This window comes from Variovorax sp. LARHSF232 (assembly GCF_052871435.1).
This window is the reverse complement of the sequence record NZ_JBIXJS010000001.1, coordinates 488,876-504,602: the sequence shown is the minus strand read 5'-3', so window position 1 is coordinate 504,602 and position 15,727 is coordinate 488,876. Positions and strand designations below refer to the sequence as shown.

The 15,727-nt window shown below is 65.7% G+C and carries 20 protein-coding genes; 16 read left to right on the top strand and 4 right to left on the bottom strand.

Features of this window, described 5'->3' with window-relative positions; all coding sequences use genetic code 11:
* The first annotated feature begins 18 nt into the window (after positions 1 to 18).
* Positions 19 to 765 (top strand): 1-(5-phosphoribosyl)-5-[(5-phosphoribosylamino)methylideneamino]imidazole-4-carboxamide isomerase, encoded by a 747-nt coding sequence (gene hisA, locus ACIPRI_RS02480; RefSeq protein WP_446588139.1) that lies wholly within the window; start codon positions 19 to 21, stop codon positions 763 to 765.
* Between the two features lie 21 nt (positions 766 to 786).
* Here the strand turns inward: hisA and ACIPRI_RS02475 are convergent, their stop codons facing one another.
* A complete protein-coding gene (locus tag ACIPRI_RS02475) occupies positions 787 to 1,704 on the bottom strand; it encodes an amino acid ABC transporter substrate-binding protein (protein ID WP_446620363.1) in 918 nt (305 codons plus the stop codon).
* Between the two features lie 70 nt (positions 1,705 to 1,774).
* The gene (locus tag ACIPRI_RS02470; protein WP_446588137.1) at positions 1,775 to 3,082 is read right to left on the bottom strand and encodes a dicarboxylate/amino acid:cation symporter; all 1,308 of its coding nucleotides are present in this window, start codon (positions 3,080 to 3,082) and stop codon (positions 1,775 to 1,777) included.
* A 127-nt stretch (positions 3,083 to 3,209) separates the two neighbouring features.
* Between ACIPRI_RS02470 and ACIPRI_RS02465 the strand changes: the two genes are divergently transcribed.
* From ACIPRI_RS02465 to tatC, 9 genes are all read left to right on the top strand, one after another.
* Positions 3,210 to 4,046, top strand: coding sequence for a D-hexose-6-phosphate mutarotase (locus ACIPRI_RS02465; protein ID WP_446588135.1), 837 nt, complete (start codon positions 3,210 to 3,212; stop codon positions 4,044 to 4,046).
* A gap of 21 nt (positions 4,047 to 4,067) precedes the next feature.
* Positions 4,068 to 4,868: an imidazole glycerol phosphate synthase subunit HisF gene (gene hisF / locus ACIPRI_RS02460; RefSeq protein WP_446588133.1), complete on the top strand. Its 801-nt coding sequence runs from the start codon at positions 4,068 to 4,070 to the stop codon at positions 4,866 to 4,868.
* 43 nt (positions 4,869 to 4,911) lie between these two features.
* Entirely contained in the window at positions 4,912 to 5,301 is a 390-nt protein-coding gene (gene hisI / locus ACIPRI_RS02455) for a phosphoribosyl-AMP cyclohydrolase (RefSeq protein ID WP_446588131.1), read from the top strand.
* A gap of 13 nt (positions 5,302 to 5,314) precedes the next feature.
* Positions 5,315 to 5,686 (top strand): phosphoribosyl-ATP diphosphatase, encoded by a 372-nt coding sequence (locus tag ACIPRI_RS02450; RefSeq protein WP_446588129.1) that lies wholly within the window; start codon positions 5,315 to 5,317, stop codon positions 5,684 to 5,686.
* Between the two features lie 17 nt (positions 5,687 to 5,703).
* A complete protein-coding gene (locus ACIPRI_RS02445) occupies positions 5,704 to 6,093 on the top strand; it encodes a DUF4870 family protein (RefSeq protein ID WP_446588127.1) in 390 nt (129 codons plus the stop codon).
* Positions 6,083 to 6,442 (top strand): histidine triad nucleotide-binding protein, encoded by a 360-nt coding sequence (locus ACIPRI_RS02440; protein WP_446588125.1) that lies wholly within the window; start codon positions 6,083 to 6,085, stop codon positions 6,440 to 6,442. The genes ACIPRI_RS02445 and ACIPRI_RS02440 overlap by 11 nt, the downstream gene beginning before the upstream one ends.
* A gap of 45 nt (positions 6,443 to 6,487) precedes the next feature.
* On the top strand, positions 6,488 to 6,733 hold the full coding sequence (tatA, locus tag ACIPRI_RS02435; RefSeq protein ID WP_446588123.1) for a Sec-independent protein translocase subunit TatA: 246 nt from the start codon (positions 6,488 to 6,490) through the stop codon (positions 6,731 to 6,733).
* Positions 6,734 to 6,752: 19 nt separating this feature from the next.
* Positions 6,753 to 7,220: a Sec-independent protein translocase protein TatB gene (tatB, locus tag ACIPRI_RS02430; RefSeq protein ID WP_446588121.1), complete on the top strand. Its 468-nt coding sequence runs from the start codon at positions 6,753 to 6,755 to the stop codon at positions 7,218 to 7,220.
* Positions 7,221 to 7,298: 78 nt separating this feature from the next.
* The gene (gene tatC / locus ACIPRI_RS02425; RefSeq protein WP_446588119.1) at positions 7,299 to 8,105 is read left to right on the top strand and encodes a twin-arginine translocase subunit TatC; all 807 of its coding nucleotides are present in this window, start codon (positions 7,299 to 7,301) and stop codon (positions 8,103 to 8,105) included.
* 37 nt (positions 8,106 to 8,142) lie between these two features.
* Here the strand turns inward: tatC and ACIPRI_RS02420 are convergent, their stop codons facing one another.
* On the bottom strand, positions 8,143 to 9,300 hold the full coding sequence (locus ACIPRI_RS02420) for a S1C family serine protease (protein ID WP_446588116.1): 1,158 nt from the start codon (positions 9,298 to 9,300) through the stop codon (positions 8,143 to 8,145).
* A 218-nt stretch (positions 9,301 to 9,518) separates the two neighbouring features.
* Between ACIPRI_RS02420 and ACIPRI_RS02415 the strand changes: the two genes are divergently transcribed.
* Together ACIPRI_RS02415 and pdxA are read left to right on the top strand one after the other, a co-directional pair.
* Positions 9,519 to 10,295: a Nif3-like dinuclear metal center hexameric protein gene (locus tag ACIPRI_RS02415; protein ID WP_446588114.1), complete on the top strand. Its 777-nt coding sequence runs from the start codon at positions 9,519 to 9,521 to the stop codon at positions 10,293 to 10,295.
* Between the two features lie 2 nt (positions 10,296 to 10,297).
* Entirely contained in the window at positions 10,298 to 11,365 is a 1,068-nt protein-coding gene (pdxA, locus tag ACIPRI_RS02410) for a 4-hydroxythreonine-4-phosphate dehydrogenase PdxA (RefSeq protein WP_446620362.1), read from the top strand.
* A gap of 235 nt (positions 11,366 to 11,600) precedes the next feature.
* On the opposite strand, the gene mscL is transcribed toward pdxA, so the two are convergent.
* Positions 11,601 to 12,032, bottom strand: a complete 432-nt coding sequence (gene mscL / locus ACIPRI_RS02405; protein WP_446588112.1) for a large conductance mechanosensitive channel protein MscL — start codon at positions 12,030 to 12,032, stop codon at positions 11,601 to 11,603.
* A gap of 169 nt (positions 12,033 to 12,201) precedes the next feature.
* Here mscL and petA point away from each other — a divergent pair, with 169 nt between their 5' ends.
* From petA to ACIPRI_RS02385, 4 genes are all read left to right on the top strand, one after another.
* On the top strand, positions 12,202 to 12,816 hold the full coding sequence (petA, locus tag ACIPRI_RS02400; protein WP_446588110.1) for a ubiquinol-cytochrome c reductase iron-sulfur subunit: 615 nt from the start codon (positions 12,202 to 12,204) through the stop codon (positions 12,814 to 12,816).
* A gap of 10 nt (positions 12,817 to 12,826) precedes the next feature.
* Positions 12,827 to 14,227, top strand: a complete 1,401-nt coding sequence (locus ACIPRI_RS02395; RefSeq protein ID WP_446588108.1) for a cytochrome b — start codon at positions 12,827 to 12,829, stop codon at positions 14,225 to 14,227.
* A gap of 16 nt (positions 14,228 to 14,243) precedes the next feature.
* Complete coding sequence (locus tag ACIPRI_RS02390) at positions 14,244 to 14,999, top strand: cytochrome c1 (RefSeq protein WP_446588106.1); 756 nt, start codon at positions 14,244 to 14,246, stop codon at positions 14,997 to 14,999.
* 98 nt (positions 15,000 to 15,097) lie between these two features.
* Positions 15,098 to 15,709: a glutathione S-transferase N-terminal domain-containing protein gene (locus ACIPRI_RS02385; protein ID WP_062473683.1), complete on the top strand. Its 612-nt coding sequence runs from the start codon at positions 15,098 to 15,100 to the stop codon at positions 15,707 to 15,709.
* Positions 15,710 to 15,727 lie beyond the last annotated feature (18 nt).

Below are 15,727 nucleotides of genomic sequence, written 5' to 3'. Positions count from 1 at the left end.
TGCCGGGGTGCCCTTGCCATGCTGTTGATTCCCGCAATCGATCTCAAAGACGGCCGCTGCGTTCGCCTGAAACAGGGCGACATGGAGCAATCCACCATCTTCAGCGAAGACCCCGCCGCCATGGCGCGCAAATGGGTCGACGCCGGTGCGCGCCGCCTGCATCTGGTCGACCTGAATGGCGCCTTTGCCGGCAAGCCACAGAACCACATCGCCATCAAGTCGATCTTGCGTGAAGTGGGTGACGACATCCCGGTGCAGCTGGGCGGCGGCATCCGCGACCTGGACACCATTGAGCGCTACATCGACGACGGCCTGCGCTACGTGATCATAGGCACCGCCGCGGTGAAGAACCCCGGCTTCCTGAAGGACGCCTGCAGCGCCTTCGGCGGTCACATCATCGTCGGCCTGGACGCCAAGGACGGCAAGGTCGCCACGGACGGCTGGAGCAAGCTCACCGGCCACGAGGTGGCCGACCTGGGCAAGAAGTTCGAGGACTACGGCGTCGAGTCGATCATCTACACCGACATCGGCCGGGACGGCATGCTCTCGGGCATCAACATCGAGGCCACCGTGCGCCTGGCGCAGGGCCTCACCATCCCGGTGATCGCCTCGGGCGGACTGTCGAACATGCAAGACATCGAGAAACTGTGCGCGGTGGAGGGCGAGGGCGTCGAGGGCGTGATCTGCGGCCGTGCCATCTACACCGGCGACCTCGATTTCGCCGCCGCCCAGGCCCGCGCCGACGAGCTGGCCAACGCCTCCTGACGAGGGCCTGTTCAGGCCCTGCTACTTCTCTGGCTTGACCGCCAGTTGCTCGATGATGCTGGCCAGCTGGGCGCTCATCGGCAGGTCGATGCTGCTGCCGGTGGGGAGTTTGCGCAGGAACCAGCGCTTGTACTGGCGATCGATCTCGCCGTCCTGGGCCAGGATCTGGAAAGCCTCCTGCACCACCTTGGCCAGTTGCGGATCGTCCTTGCGGAACATGATGCCGTAGGGGTCGTAAGAGAGGTAGTCGCCCAGCACGACATAGTCGGCCTGGGCTGCGCGCTGGGCGATCAGGCCGTAGAGCAGCACATCGTCGGTGGCAAAGGCATCCGCCTGTCCCTTGGCCACCAGCTCGAAGGCCTCTGCATGCTCGGACGACGCAACGATCGCCATGCCGAGCTTGAACTTGGCATTGAGCTCGTGCAGCGTCTTCTCGTTGGTGGTGCCGGCGGTCACGGCCACCCGCTTGCCCGCCAAGTCGCGAAACGAGCGTATCGGCGAGCCCTTCTTCACCAGCAGCTTGGTGCCCGAGACGAAGATGGTGGGCGAGAAGGCCACGCGCTTCTGTCGTTCCAGGTTGTTGGTGGTGGAGCCGCATTCCAGGTCGATCTGGCCGCGCTCCACCGCGTCGATGCGCGAGGCGGCGGTCACCGGCACCCAGCGCACCGTGAGGCTCTTGTTGATCGCGTCCTCGATCGACGTGACCAGCGCCTTGCACAGCTCCACCGAATAGCCCACCGGCTCGTTGCGCGGCGACAGGAAGGAAAAGGGCACCGAAGATTCGCGATAGCCCAGCGCGATGCTGCCGCTGGCCCGCACCTTGGCCAGGGTGCCCGAGAGTTCGACCGGCGCCGGCGTGACGGTGGGCGGCGTGGCGTCCTGCTCGATTTGCGCGCGCGCGGCCGGCGAAAGCAGCAGCAGGCCGCCCAGCAGCGCCATCAGCAGGCCGGCGGCGCCGCGCCGGGCCACGGGTGAGGCGGGCAATGCCGGCATCTGCGGCCCCCTTTGCTCAGCCATGCGCCGCTTGCGTGGCGGGCACGGGTTCGGCGGTGTCCAGGGTGAGCGCATTGGCCGCGGCTTCGTCCTCGGGCATCAGTTCGCCCTCCCACTTGGCGACCACCGCGGTGGCGATGGAATTGCCCACTGCGTTGGTGGCCGAGCGCCCCATGTCCAGGAAGGTGTCCACGCCCAGGATCAGCAAGAGGCCTGCCTCGGGAATGTTGAATTGGTTCAGCGTGGCCGCGATCACCACCAGCGAAGCGCGCGGCACGCCGGCCATGCCCTTGGACGTGAGCATGAGGATCAAGAGCATCGTGATCTGCGTGCCGATCGACAGGTGGATGTTGTAGGCCTGGGCAATGAAGAGCACGGCAAAGGTGCAATACATCATCGAGCCGTCCAGGTTGAAGGAGTAGCCCATCGGCATCACGAAGCTGGAGATCTTGCGCTTGACGCCGAAGCGGTCGAGCGCGTCGAGGATCTTCGGGTAGGCCGCCTCGGAACTGGCGGTGGCGAAGGACAGCAGGAAGGCCTCCTTGATCAGCACCAGCAACTTGAATACGCGGCGGCCGAGGAACGTGTAGCCGGCCAGGATCAGTACGCCCCACAAGAGAAACAGGCCCAGGTAGAAGTCGCCCATGAAGACGGCGAACTTGAGCAGGATCTCCAGCCCGTTCACCGCCACTGTCGCTGCCATGGCGGCCAGCACTGCGAGCGGCGCCAGCTTCATCACGTAGCCGGTGATCTTGAGCATGGCGTGCGAGAGCTCGTCGATGGCAGCCACCAGCGTCTTGCCCTTCTCGCCCAGCGAAGCCAGGGCGACGCCGAAGAACATCGAGAACACCACGATCTGTAGGATCTCGTTGTTCGCCATGGCTTCGGCAAAGGATTTGGGCACCGTGTGGCTGACGAAATCCTTCAGGGTGAACTTGGAGGTCGCCAGGTTGGCCGAGGCGCCGATGTCCGGCAGCGGCAGACCCAGGTTGGCGCCGGGCTGCAGCAGGTTGGCCATCACAAGGCCAAGGACCAGCGAAATCAGCGAGGCCGTAATGAACCACCCCAGCGCCTTGCCGAACACCCGCCCCACCGACGATGCGTCGCCCATGTGCGCAATGCCCACCACCAGTGTGGAAAACACCAGCGGCCCGATCAGCATCTTGATCAGCCGCAGGAACACGTCGGAGATCAGCGAGATGTAGCCGGCGATCTCCGCCGCTGACTTGTGGTTGGGAAAGCTGACATAGATCATGTAACCCAGCACGATGCCGAGCACCATGGCGATCAGGATCCAAATGGCGGGTGGCAGTTTTTTCTTCATGTTGCTTCCTCCATGCGCGGTGGTCTGGCGAGGCAACCGCATTTCATGACAAATTCCAGGACGCCGCAATGGCGCCCTGGCGCCGGGAGAACGTCGCGCGGCATGCCCAGGCTCCTAGAATCGAGGTATGTCCATTCAAGCCCTCGAATTTCATGGCCTGCCCGCCCTCCGCCTGGCGCTGCCGGAGGGCGATGCGATCGTGGTGGCGCGGCACGGCGCGCAGGTGCTGTCCTGGACCAGCGGCGGCGCAGAGCGGCTCTACCTCAGCCCCAAGGCGCTGATGGATGGCCACAGCGCGATCCGTGGCGGTGTGCCGATCTGTTTTCCCCAGTTCAACCAGCGCGGCAGTCTGCCCAAGCATGGCTTTGCGCGCAACATGGCCTGGCAGCCAGAGCCCTGGCGGGAGTCGGAGCCAGGCGAACTGGCGCTCGTTCTGCACGACAACGACGCTACGCGCGCCTTCTGGCCGCATGCCTTCCGTGCCCGCCTGGCGGCGACGCTCAAGCCGCGCAGCCTGCGCATCACCTTGACGGTGGACAACACCGGCGCTGCGCCATGGAGCTTTGCCGCCGCCCTGCACACTTACCTGCGCGTGGACGACATTGCCGATGTCCGCCTGGAAGGGCTGCAAGGCGCCAACCGCTGGGATGCAGTGCGCGATGACCGGCATGTGGAGATGGCGCCGGCGCTGCGCTTCGATGCCGAATTCGACAGCGTCTACGCGGCACCTTCGCGTGGTCTGCGCCTTGTCCAGCCAAGCGCCACCCTGGCCATCACGCAAAGCGCCAGCTGTACCGAAACCGTGGTCTGGAACCCGGGCGCGCTGCTCAGTGCCAAGCTGGCCGACATGCCAGAGGATGGCTATCGCCACATGCTGTGCGTGGAAGCCGCGCGCATCGACGAGGCGGTGCAGCTTTTCGGCGGCGCCCAATGGAAGGGCTGGCAAGAACTTGCCCTTTCCTGAACCCATTTTTTGCAACACATCATGCTTGCCAAGCGAATCATTCCCTGCCTGGACGTCACCGGCGGCCGCGTCGTCAAGGGCGTCAACTTCCTCGAGCTGCGCGACGCCGGCGACCCGGTCGAGATCGCGGCGCGCTACAACGCGCAGGGCGCCGACGAACTGACCTTTCTGGACATCACCGCCACCAGCGACGGGCGAGATCTCATCCTGCCGATCATCGAGGCGGTGGCCTCGCAGGTCTTCATCCCGCTCACCGTGGGCGGGGGTGTGCGCACGGTGGCCGATGTGCGCCGGCTGCTCAATGCGGGCGCCGACAAGACCAGCTTCAACTCGGCCGCCATTGCCGATCCGCAGGTGATCTCCGATGCCTCGGCCAAGTACGGCGCCCAGTGCATCGTGGTGGCCATCGATGCCAAGCGGCGCTTGGCGCAAGACGAAATGCGCATCGACCCGGACGGCAATCCGATCGGCCCCGGCTGGGACGTCTACAGCCACGGCGGGCGCAAGAACACCAGCCTGGACGCGGTGCAATGGGCGGTCGAGATGGCGCGTCGCGGTGCCGGCGAGATTCTCCTGACCAGCATGGACCGCGACGGCACCAAGAGCGGCTTCGACCTGGCGCTCACTCGCGCCGTGAGCGATGCAGTGAGCGTGCCGGTGATCGCCTCCGGCGGCGTCGGCAACCTGGACCACTTGGCCGACGGCGTGCAACAGGGCGGCGCCGACGCCGTGCTGGCCGCCAGCATCTTCCACTACGGCGAGTACACCGTCGGCCAGGCCAAGGCCTGCATGGCGGCGCGCGGCATTCTGGTGCGCCAGTGAGCCCGGCCGCGTGGCGGTCATCCGCGGGTGGGACAATAGCCCGATGAATTGGCTCGATGAAGTGAAGTGGGACGCGAACGGCCTGGTGCCGGTGATCGCGCAGGAGGCCGCCAGCGGCGACGTGCTGATGTTCGCCTGGATGGACCGCGAGGCCCTCGCCAAGACGGCCGAACTGGGCCGCGCCGTCTACTTCAGCCGCTCGCGTGCCAAGCTGTGGTTCAAGGGCGAGGAATCGGGCCACTTGCAGACCGTGCACGAGATCCGGATCGACTGCGACAACGACGTCGTGCTGCTCAAGGTCACGCAGCTCGGCCACGAGCCCGGCATCGCCTGCCACACCGGCCGCCACAGCTGCTTCTTCAGCAAGTACGAGAATGGCCAGTGGGTCGTGACCGAGCCGGTCCTGAAAGACCCCGAAAGCATCTACAAGTAAGACCACCCTGACGATGAGTAGTAGTAACGACGCCCTGGCGCGCCTTGCCGCCGTGATCGAAAGCCGCCTGCCGGCGCGCGGCGGCGATCCCGACGCGAGCTATGTCGCCCGCCTGCTGCACAAGGGCCCCGACGCCTTCCTGAAAAAGATCGGCGAAGAGGCCACCGAGGTGGTGATGGCCGCCAAGGACGCCGACCACGGCGGCGACCGCCAGAAGGTGGTCAACGAGATCGCCGACCTGTGGTTCCACAGCATGATCGCGCTGGCGCACTACGGCCTGGCGCCGGCCGACGTGGTGGCCGAGCTGGAGCGCCGCGAAGGCACCAGCGGCATCGAGGAAAAGGCCCTGCGCAAGGCGCAGGCGCGCGAGGCCTCGAACGACTGAGAGAAGAAAGGACGAACATGGCCAACGACATCGTTCCCGCGTCCCCCGACGACTCGCTCAAGACCTGGGGCTGGGTTAGCTACATCCTGCACCTGATCGTGGCCGTGGCAGCCGTGCTGCCGGGCGCACAAGTGTCCATTGCGCTGCTGCTGGTGGCGCTGGTGATCGATCTGGTCAAGCGCGACGACGCGGCCGGCACCTGGCAGGCCACGCATTTCAGCTGGCGCATCCGCTCGGTGCTGTGGGCCGGCCTTGCATACCTGCTCACTTCGTGGCTGTGGCTCTTGCTGCTGGTGCCCGGCTGGATCGCCTGGGTGCTGATTTCCCTCTGGTTCCTCTACCGCATCGTCAAGGGCATGGTGCGGATGAACGCCGGCCAACCCATGGAGCCCACGAATGTCGTCTGACCCGAACTGCATCTTCTGCAAGATCATCGAAGGCAAGATCCCCTCGAAGAAGGTCTACGAGGACGACGAGCTGTTTGGTTTCCACGACATCGCGCCCTGGGCGCCAGTGCATTTCATGCTGGTGCCCAAGCGCCACATTGCGTCCATGTCCCAGCTCACCCCCGAAGATGCGGCGCTGATGGGCAAGATCATGATCCTGGCGCCCAAGCTGGCGCTCGAGAATGGCTGCCGCCCTTATCCGGAAGGCGGATTCCGGGTGGTGATCAACACCGGCGCCGAAGGTGGCCAGGAAGTTCAGCATCTCCATGTTCACGTCATGGGTGGCCCGCGACCCTGGCTGCGGGGCTGACATCTTCCCGCGTCTAAAATTGCAGCAATTCTTCAGGAGCTTTCCATGGGTTCGTTTTCTATCTGGCACTGGCTGATCGTTCTGTTGATCGTCGTGATGGTGTTTGGCACCAAGAAGCTCAAGAACATGGGCTCCGACCTGGGCGGCGCCGTCAAGGGCTTCAAGGACGGCATGAAAGACGGCTCCGCCGCCTCCGGCGATGCACCGGCCGCCCCGCCGGCGCAGGTGACGTCGGCCACCGCCGCGTCCGACAAGCCGACGATCGACGTCGAAGCGCGCCAGAAGTCCTGAGTTCCACGCTTCCACTGACGTGCTCGAACTCGGCATTTCCAAGCTCGCTTTGATCGGCGCCGTGGCGCTGGTCGTCATCGGCCCGGAAAAGCTGCCGCGCGTGGCGCGCACCGTCGGCACCTTGCTGGGCAAGGCCCAGCGCTACGTGAACGACGTCAAGGCCGAAGTCAACCGCTCGATGGAACTGGACGAGTTGCGCAAGATGAAGGACTCTGTCGAGGGCGCCGCCCGCGACGTCGAGCAGAGCATCCGCACCGGCGCCGGCGAAGTGCAGCAGCAGCTGGAAGGCGGCGAATCCGCGGGCGACCTGCCTTTCACCCCGCTGGAGGTGCCGCCGTCCTATCCGCAGTACAGCCATCCGCGCAAGAACTGGCGCCTCAAGCAGGGCGCCACCCCGCAGTGGTACAAGGCGCGCAATGGTGTGCGCACCAAGGCGCTGTCCGGCGCCGCCCGGGTGGCGCGCTACCGTCCCCACAAGATCAACTAGCAACGCGCATCCCGCGCGTCCCCTTTTTCGCGTCCATCGCGTCCAAACGCGCGCCGGATACCGGCCGACCCATGATCCATGGCTGATTCCGACAAGAACAAAGACGACGAACTCGCTGGCACCGAGCAGCCCTTCGTCGCGCACCTCATCGAGCTGCGCGACCGGCTGCTCTACTGCGTCTACGGGCTGGCGGTGGCCGGCGCGCTGCTGGCCATCTGGCCGGGCCCCGCCGGCCTGATCGACATGATCGCGGTGCCCATCAAGGCCCACATGCCGCCGGACGCCAAGCTGATCGCGGTGGGCGTGTTCTCGCCCTTCTTCGTGCCGCTCAAGGTGCTGTTGATGGCGTCGGTGCTGTTGGCGCTGCCCTGGCTGATGTACCAGATCTGGATGTTCGTGGCGCCCGGCCTGTACAGCCACGAAAAGAAGTTCGCCCTGCCGCTGATCATCTTCGGCAGCCTGCTGGCCTACGGTGGCATTGCCTTCGTGCAGTTCTTCGTGCTGGACAAGATGTTCGGCTTCATCCAGCGCTTCACGCCGGCCAGCGTGGCGGCCACGCCCGACATCGCGTCCTACGTGGAGTCGATCCTCTCGCTCTACATCGCTTTCGGCGTGGCCTTCCAGGTGCCGATCGTGGTGATGCTGCTGGTGCGATTCGAGATGGTCACCGTCGAAAAGCTGCGCGCCTTTCGTGGCTACTTCATCGTGGCGGCCTTCGTCGTTGCTGCGGTGCTGACGCCGCCCGACGTCATCTCGCAGCTGGCACTGGCGATTCCCATGTGCCTGCTCTACGAGGTCGGCATCATTGCCGCGCAGTACTTTGTGAAGATCTCGAAGGCGCCCGACGCCGAGGGCGAGGCCTCAGAGAAGGCCGATTCGGCCTGACCTGACGTGAAAAGGCCCCCGACCGGGGGGGCTTGGATCATTCCCTTTCGGGTAGGCGCCGCAACGGGGCCTTGGGGCGCAGGCCCGGCGTGACATCGAGCTCCATCTTGTCGCCGCCGCGCTGAAGCGAGAAGCGGGTCGCGCTGCCCGGCTTGAGGCCAGCCACCGTGGTGAGCAGTTCCTGCACGTTGTCGATCTTCTTTTCGGCCACGCCGGTGATGACGTCGCCCGGACGGATGCCCGCGCGCGCTGCCGGGCCGTTCTGCAGCACACCGGTGATGATGACGCCGCTCTTGGCCTTCACGCCGAAGGTCTCGGCCAGCTCGGGCGACAGGTCGTTCGGCTCCACCCCGATCCAGCCGCGCGTGACCTTGCCTTCCTTCACGATGTCTTCCAGCACCTGCTTGGCGGTGGACACCGGAATGGCGAAGCCGATGCCCATGCTGCCGCCCGAGCGCGAGTAGATCGCCGTGTTGATGCCCTCCAGGTTGCCGCTGATGTCGACCAGCGCGCCGCCCGAGTTGCCGGGGTTGATCGCGGCATCGGTCTGGATGAAGTTCTCGAAGGTGTTGATGCCCAGCTGGTTGCGCCCCAGTGCCGACACGATGCCGCTGGTGACGGTCTGGCCCACGCCGAATGGGTTGCCGATGGCCAGCACCTGGTCGCCCACCTGCAGCGAATCCGAATTGCCCAGCACGATGATCGGCAGCTTGTCCAGGTCAATCTTCAGCACGGCCAGGTCGGTGTCGGGGTCGGTACCGATCACCTTGCCCACGGCATGGCGGCCGTCGTTGAGCGTGACCTCGATCTCATCGGCGCCTTCCACCACATGGTTGTTGGTCAGGATGTAGCCCTCGGGGCTGACGATCACGCCGCTGCCCAGGCCCACTTGCGGCTGGTCCGCCTGGTCACCGAAGAAGAAGCGGAACCAGGGGTCGTTGCTGCGCGGATGGCGCGGCGCCGCCTTGCTGGTGTTGATGCTCACCACCGCCGGCGCGGCCCGCTTGGCCGCGGCGCTGAGGCTGCCGGCCGCGGGCGGCTGCGGCCCGGCCACCGGCGCCTCGATCACCGAGACCACGCCGCCCAGGCTGGTCGAGCGCTGATGGATCCACTCGGGCTTGAGCGTGGCGACCACGAAATAGGCGGCCAGGACGACCGTGACGGCCTGGGAAAAGAGCAACCAGAAGCGCTTCATTTGGAATGGGTGTGATGAGGCCTGTGATTGTCCCTCAGCCGCCCGGGCCGAATCTCGACGCAACGGTCGAAAATGCGAGCGCCCGCCGGCGAGACCAGGGTACAAACCCTAGTATGCGGCGGCGCCATCCCGATCGGCCGCGAAGTGCCGGGCGCTTGGGTGTTCGTGGCCGGGGGGCATGGGATGCGGGAGGGCGCGGCCAGCGCGACAATGGCGCGATGAGCACGACGCGCCATGAACTCCTCCACGCCCTCGATCTGCTGCTGGCACCCGAACGCTTCAAGGATTACGGGCCCAACGGCCTGCAGGTCGAGGGCCGCATCGCGGTGCGCAAGATCGTGTCGGGCGTGACGGCCAGCCGTGCCCTGATCGAGGCGGCCATCCATGCCGACGCCGACGCCATCTTCGTGCACCACGGCCTGTTCTGGCGCGGCCAGGACGGCCGCGTCACCGGCTGGATGCGCCAGCGCCTGGGCTTGCTGCTGGGCGACGACGTCAATCTCTTTGCCTACCACCTGCCGCTGGACGCGCACCCCGAGCTGGGCAACAACGCGCAGCTGGGGCTGCACCTGGGCCTGGTGGCGCACGCGGGCTCGGCGGGACGTTTCGGCGAGCAGGAGATCGGCTTCCTGGGGGCGCCCGAAGACGGTGCCAGCTTCGACAACGGCAAGAAGCTCGCCGCGCATGTGGAGCATGCGCTCAAGCGGCCGGTGACCCTGGTTGACGGCGGACACCAGCGGCCCATCAAGAACATCGCCTGGTGCAGCGGCGGCGCGCAGGGCTACTTCGAGGCGGCGATCGCCGCCGGCGCCGATGCCTTCATCACCGGCGAGATATCCGAGCCGCAGGCCCACTACGCACGCGAGATGGGCGTGAGCTTCATCGCCTGCGGGCACCACGCCTCCGAGCGCTACGGCGCGCCTGCCGTGGCCGCCCACGTGGCGGCGCAGCTCGGACTGGTGCACGAGTTCATCGACATCGACAACCCGGCGTGACGATGCAAACCCCGGCCCTCCGCACGGCGCAGGCGCCGCTGGCCATCACCATGGGCGATCCGGCTGGCATCGGGCCGGAGATCGTGGTGAAGGCCTTTCGCGACGCACCCGATGTGGCGCGTGGCTGCTTCGTGGCGGGTGACGTGGGCTGCATGCGGCGTGCCGCTGCCCTCCTGGCCAAGCCGGGTGCGCCTGCCCCCCCGGTGGCGCAGATCGAGCATCCGGACGAGGTGCCGGGCGTGCCGCCCGGCTGCCTGCCTGTGCTGCAGGTGGTGGCGCCGGTGCCGACGCAGCTGCAGATTGGCCGGGTCAGCGCCGCTGCCGGCCGTGCCGCCGGCGATGCCGTGACCTGGGCCGCGCGGGCTGCGTTGGCGGGCGAGATTTCCGCCATCGTGACCGCGCCCTTGCACAAGGAGGCGCTGGCAGCGGCCGGCTTCGAGTTTCCCGGCCACACCGAGTTGCTGCAGTGGGAGGCGGCCAGGCATCTGGGCCGCGGCGTGGACGAGGTGCCGGTGCGCATGATGCTGGCCAACGATGAGCTGCGCACGGTGCTGGTCAGCATCCATGTGTCGCTGCGCCAGGCGATCGAGGCGGTGAGCTTCGACGGTGTGCTGCAGACCTTGCGCATCGCGCATGCCGCGCTGTCCCGCGCCCTGGGGCGAGTACCGCGCATTGCGGTGGCCGGACTCAACCCGCATGCGGGGGAGGGCGGGCTGTTCGGCTCGGAAGAGCAGGCCATCATTGCGCCGGCCATTGCCGCCGCTTGCGCCGAGGGCATCGAAGCGAGCGGCCCCTATGCGCCGGACACCGTCTTCATGCGCGCCCGCCGAGGCGAGTTCGATGCTGTGATCGCGATGTACCACGACCAGGGGCTGATTCCGGTGAAATACCTCGGGGTGGAAAAGGGCGTGAACGTGACCTTGGGCCTGCCGCTGGTGCGCACCAGCCCGGACCACGGCACCGCCTTCGACCTGGCGGGCACGGGGCGCGCCGACGCGGCCAGCCTCATCGAGGCGATCCGAGTGGCGCGCTCCCTGGTCCGGCAAACCGGGGAAATCGGCTGCGCGTGAGTGCCTGCCAGGGGCGCAATCTAGGCGCCGGACGCAGCCGGGTTGAACACCCGGCGAGGACGGCAACAACGAGTGCGCCCCTGGCAGGCACTCACCCGTTGGGCCGGGGCAGCGCAGGGCGCATGGCGGCGTTGCGGAGCGCAGCCAAGGCGCGCAGCCTTGGCTGCGCTCCGCGCCTTGCCCTGCATCCTGCGCTGCCCCGGCGCGCAGCCGATTTCCCCGGTTTGCCGGACCTTCAGACCCGCCTGAGGCTGTCGCGAATCTCGCGCAGCAGCACCACGTCTTCCGGTGGCGGCGGCGGTTCGGCCGGCGCGGCGGGTTGCGCGCTGCGCAGGCGGTTGATCTGCTTGACCATGATGAAGATGATGAAGGCCAGGATCACGAAGTTCACCGCCACGGTGATGAAGTTGCCGTAGGCCAGCACCGGCACGCCGGCCTTCTTGAGATCGGCCAGCGTGTTGGTCACGCCTGCGGGGGCATTGCCCAGCACGAGGTACAGGTTCGAGAAATCCAGCTTGCCAAATACCAGGCCGATGACCGGCATGATGACGTCGGCCACCAGGGAGTCGACGATCTTGCCGAAGGCGCCGCCGATGATCACCCCGACGGCCAGGTCAATCACGTTGCCCTTGACCGCGAACTCCCGAAACTCGCTCATGAAGCTCATGTTGATTCCCCGCATTCTTGTTGAGTGAAAAGGGCGCCCAGTTTATCGGGACGCGCGGGCGCAACACAGGGGCCTGCCGCGCCCCGGTTCGCGTTGAGTTCGCCAATTGCGCTCCGCTACAATCGCCGGTTGACCCAAGTACCCCAACGAAGAAGATTGAGGACCCACAATGAGTGAGACCACCGTCGGCCTGCCCCGGATCGACAGCAGCAAGAGGACATGGTTGATCGCATCCGGCTGTGCTGGTGCGGTGGGTGGCGTGGCAACAGCCATCCCATTCGTGAGTACCTTCCAGCCCTCGGAAAAGGCCAAGGCGGCGGGAGCGCCGGTCGAGGTTGACATCGGCGGCCTGAAGCCCGGCGAGAAGCTCACCGTCGAATGGCGCGGCAAGCCGGTCTGGATCCTCAAGCGCACGCCCGAACAGGTGGCCGAACTGGCCAAGCTCGACGGCCAGCTGGCCGACCCGGCCTCCAAGCGCAACCCCGACGAATTCACCCCCAAGTACGCGCAGAACGAGCATCGCTCGATCAAGTCCGACGTGCTGGTGGTGGTGGGCATTTGCACCCACCTCGGCTGCTCGCCGATCGACAAGTTCCAGACCGGCCCGCAGCCCTCGCTGCCCGCCAACTGGGAAGGCGGCTTCCTGTGCCCTTGCCATGGCTCGACCTTCGACCTGGCCGGCCGCGTCTTCAAGAACAAGCCCGCGCCCGACAACCTGCCGGTGCCGCCGCACATGTATCTATCCGACACGCGCCTCCTGATCGGCGACGACAAGGCTGCCTGAGGACAAGAACATGGCTGAATTCAAGGAAATCTCCCCGAACGCCGCCGCCGGCCAGAAGTTGCTGAACTGGGTCGACAACCGCTTCCCGCTCTCCAAGCTCTACAACGAGCACATGGCGGAGTACTACGCGCCGAAGAACTTCAACTTCTGGTACATCTTCGGCTCGCTGGCCCTCCTGGTGCTGGTGATCCAGATCGTCACCGGCATCTTCCTGGTGATGCACTACAAGCCCGACGCGAACCTGGCCTTCGCCTCGGTCGAGTACATCATGCGCGACGTGCCCTGGGGCTGGCTGATCCGCTACATGCACTCCACCGGCGCCTCCGCCTTCTTCGTGGTGGTGTACCTGCACATGTTCCGCGGCCTGCTCTACGGCAGCTACCGCAAGCCGCGCGAGCTGGTCTGGATCTTCGGCTGCGCGATCTTCCTGTGCCTGATGGCAGAGGCCTTCATGGGCTACCTGCTGCCTTGGGGCCAGATGAGCTACTGGGGTGCGCAGGTGATCGTGAACCTGTTCGCCGCCATCCCCTTCATCGGTCCTGACCTGGCCCTGCTGATCCGCGGCGACTACGTGGTGAGCGACGCCACCCTGAACCGCTTCTTCAGTTTCCACGTCATCGCGGTGCCGCTGGTGCTGCTGGGCCTGGTGGTGGCGCACCTGATCGCGCTGCACGAAGTGGGCTCCAACAACCCCGATGGCGTCGAGATCAAGTCCAAGCTGGACGCCAAGGGCAATCCGCTCGACGGCATTCCCTTCCACCCCTACTACACGGTGCACGACATCCTGGGCGTGGTGGTGTTCCTCTTGATCTTCTCGGCGGTGATCTTCTTCGCGCCCGAAGCCGGCGGCTACTTCCTGGAGTTCAACAACTTCATTCCGGCCGACTCGCTCAAGACGCCCAATCACATCGCGCCGGTCTGGTACTTCACGCCCTTCTACTCGATGCTGCGTGCCGTCACCGAAGAGATGATGTGGGCGCTGATTGCCTGCGTGGTCGCCGGTGCCGTCTTCGGTGTCTGGAAGACGCGCCTGATCAGCGTGGTCAAGGCCGCGATCGTGGTCGTGGCGGTGCTGGTCTGCTGGGCCATGCTGTCGACCGACGCCAAGTTCTGGGGCGTGATCCTGATGGGCGCCGCCGTCATCATCCTGTTCTTCCTGCCCTGGCTGGACCACAGCCCCGTGAAGTCGATCCGCTACCGCCCGAGCTGGCACAAGTGGGTCTACGGCGTGTTCGTCGTCAATTTCGTCGTGCTGGCCTACCTGGGCGTGCAGCCGCCGTCGCCAACGGGCGAGCGCGTGTCGCAAGTGGGCACCTTGTTCTATTTCGGTTTCTTCCTGCTGATGCCGTGGTGGAGCCGTCTTGGCGAGTTCAAGGCCGTTCCCGACCGCGTGACCTTTGCGGCGCATTGAGCGGGAGCACACAAGAATGAAGAAACTCATCCTCACGCTGATTGCCGCGCTCGGTTTCGTGGCCGGCGCGCACGCCGCCGAAGGCGGCATCGTCTGGGACAAGGCGCCGAACAAGACGAACGACATGGCCTCGCTGCAAAACGGCGCCAAGCTCTTCGTCAACTACTGCCTCAACTGCCACTCGGCCGCCTTCATGCGCTACAACCGCCTGCAGGACATCGGCATCAGCGAAAAGCAGATCAAGGACAACCTGCTGTTCACCACCGACAAGGTGGGCGAAACCATGCAGGCCAACATCAACCCGCGCCAGGCCAAGGACTGGTTCGGCACGGTGCCGCCCGACCTGACCCTGGTGGCGCGTTCGCGCGCCGGGCATGGCGGCACGGGCGCCGACTACCTCTACACCTACCTGCGCACTTTCTACCGCGACGAGAGCAAGGCCACCGGCTGGGATAATCTGGCCTTTCCGAGCGTGGCCATGCCCAACGTGCTGTGGGAACTGCAGGGCGATCGCCGCCCCGTCTACAAGGAAGTCGTCGAGCACGGCCACAAGGTGCGCGTGGTCTCGGGTTTCGAGCAGGTGACGCCGGGCAGCATGACGACGCTGCAGTTCGACCAGGCGGTGGGCGACCTGGTGAACTACATGCAATGGATGGCCGAGCCCGTGCAGAACACGCGTGTGCGGGTCGGTGTCTGGGTTTTGTTGTTCCTGTCGCTGGCCCTGGTTTTCGTGTGGCGCTTGAACGCCGCTTTCTGGAAAGACGTCAAGTAATTTCCAAAACGCCGACCGGGTCGCCAGTGCCCCCGGTCCCGCAGAGTGGGTTGCCGCCAACGCAACCCACTCTTTTTGATTTTTAGGAGTCTGCCGCCATGATGGTGCTTTATTCAGGAACCACCTGCCCCTTTTCCCATCGTTGCCGCTTCGTGCTGTTTGAAAAGGGCATGGATTTCGAGATTCGCGACGTCGATCTCTACAACAAGCCCGAAGACATCAGCGTGATGAATCCGTACGGCCAGGTGCCCATCCTGGTCGAGCGCGACCTGATCCTGTACGAGTCGAACATCATCAACGAGTACATCGATGAGCGCTTCCCGCATCCGCAGCTGATGCCCGGCGACCCGGTGGACCGTGCCCGCGTGCGTCTGTTCCTGCTGAACTTCGAGAAGGAATTGTTCGTGCACGTCGCCACCCTGGAGAACCGCACCGCCAAGGGCAACGAAAAGGCGCTGGAGAAGGCCCGCAGCCACATCCGCGACCGCCTGACCCAATTGGCCCCGGTGTTCCTGAAGAACAAGTACATGCTGGGCGACAACTTCTCGATGCTCGACGTGGCCATCGCGCCGCTGCTGTGGCGCCTGGACTACTACGGCATCGACCTCAGCAAGAACGCGGCGCCGCTCTTGAAGTACGCCGAGCGCATCTTCTCGCGCCCGGCTTACATCGAGGCATTGACCCCGTCCGAAAAGGTGATGCGCAAGTAAGCGGTAGAGTTGCTGTCA

Excerpts from the sequence above, each read along its gene's own strand:
- ACIPRI_RS02445 (WP_446588127.1), top strand. The coding sequence starts at position 5,704 with ATGGCCAACGACATCGTTCCCGCGTCCCCCGACGACTCGCTCAAGACC.
- hisI (WP_446588131.1), top strand. The coding sequence starts at position 4,912 with ATGAATTGGCTCGATGAAGTGAAGTGGGACGCGAACGGCCTGGTGCCG.
- ACIPRI_RS02470 (WP_446588137.1), bottom strand. The coding sequence starts at position 3,082 with ATGAAGAAAAAACTGCCACCCGCCATTTGGATCCTGATCGCCATGGTG.
- hisF (WP_446588133.1), top strand. The coding sequence starts at position 4,068 with ATGCTTGCCAAGCGAATCATTCCCTGCCTGGACGTCACCGGCGGCCGC.
- tatC (WP_446588119.1), top strand. The coding sequence starts at position 7,299 with ATGGCTGATTCCGACAAGAACAAAGACGACGAACTCGCTGGCACCGAG.
- pdxA (WP_446620362.1), top strand. The coding sequence starts at position 10,298 with ATGCAAACCCCGGCCCTCCGCACGGCGCAGGCGCCGCTGGCCATCACC.
- tatA (WP_446588123.1), top strand. The coding sequence starts at position 6,488 with ATGGGTTCGTTTTCTATCTGGCACTGGCTGATCGTTCTGTTGATCGTC.
- hisA (WP_446588139.1), top strand. The coding sequence starts at position 19 with ATGCTGTTGATTCCCGCAATCGATCTCAAAGACGGCCGCTGCGTTCGC.
- ACIPRI_RS02440 (WP_446588125.1), top strand. The coding sequence starts at position 6,083 with ATGTCGTCTGACCCGAACTGCATCTTCTGCAAGATCATCGAAGGCAAG.
- petA (WP_446588110.1), top strand. The coding sequence starts at position 12,202 with ATGAGTGAGACCACCGTCGGCCTGCCCCGGATCGACAGCAGCAAGAGG.
- ACIPRI_RS02450 (WP_446588129.1), top strand. The coding sequence starts at position 5,315 with ATGAGTAGTAGTAACGACGCCCTGGCGCGCCTTGCCGCCGTGATCGAA.
- ACIPRI_RS02390 (WP_446588106.1), top strand. The coding sequence starts at position 14,244 with ATGAAGAAACTCATCCTCACGCTGATTGCCGCGCTCGGTTTCGTGGCC.
- ACIPRI_RS02475 (WP_446620363.1), bottom strand. The coding sequence starts at position 1,704 with ATGGCGCTGCTGGGCGGCCTGCTGCTGCTTTCGCCGGCCGCGCGCGCG.
- ACIPRI_RS02415 (WP_446588114.1), top strand. The coding sequence starts at position 9,519 with ATGAGCACGACGCGCCATGAACTCCTCCACGCCCTCGATCTGCTGCTG.
- ACIPRI_RS02465 (WP_446588135.1), top strand. The coding sequence starts at position 3,210 with ATGTCCATTCAAGCCCTCGAATTTCATGGCCTGCCCGCCCTCCGCCTG.
- ACIPRI_RS02420 (WP_446588116.1), bottom strand. The coding sequence starts at position 9,300 with ATGAAGCGCTTCTGGTTGCTCTTTTCCCAGGCCGTCACGGTCGTCCTG.
- ACIPRI_RS02385 (WP_062473683.1), top strand. The coding sequence starts at position 15,098 with ATGATGGTGCTTTATTCAGGAACCACCTGCCCCTTTTCCCATCGTTGC.
- ACIPRI_RS02395 (WP_446588108.1), top strand. The coding sequence starts at position 12,827 with ATGGCTGAATTCAAGGAAATCTCCCCGAACGCCGCCGCCGGCCAGAAG.
- mscL (WP_446588112.1), bottom strand. The coding sequence starts at position 12,032 with ATGAGCTTCATGAGCGAGTTTCGGGAGTTCGCGGTCAAGGGCAACGTG.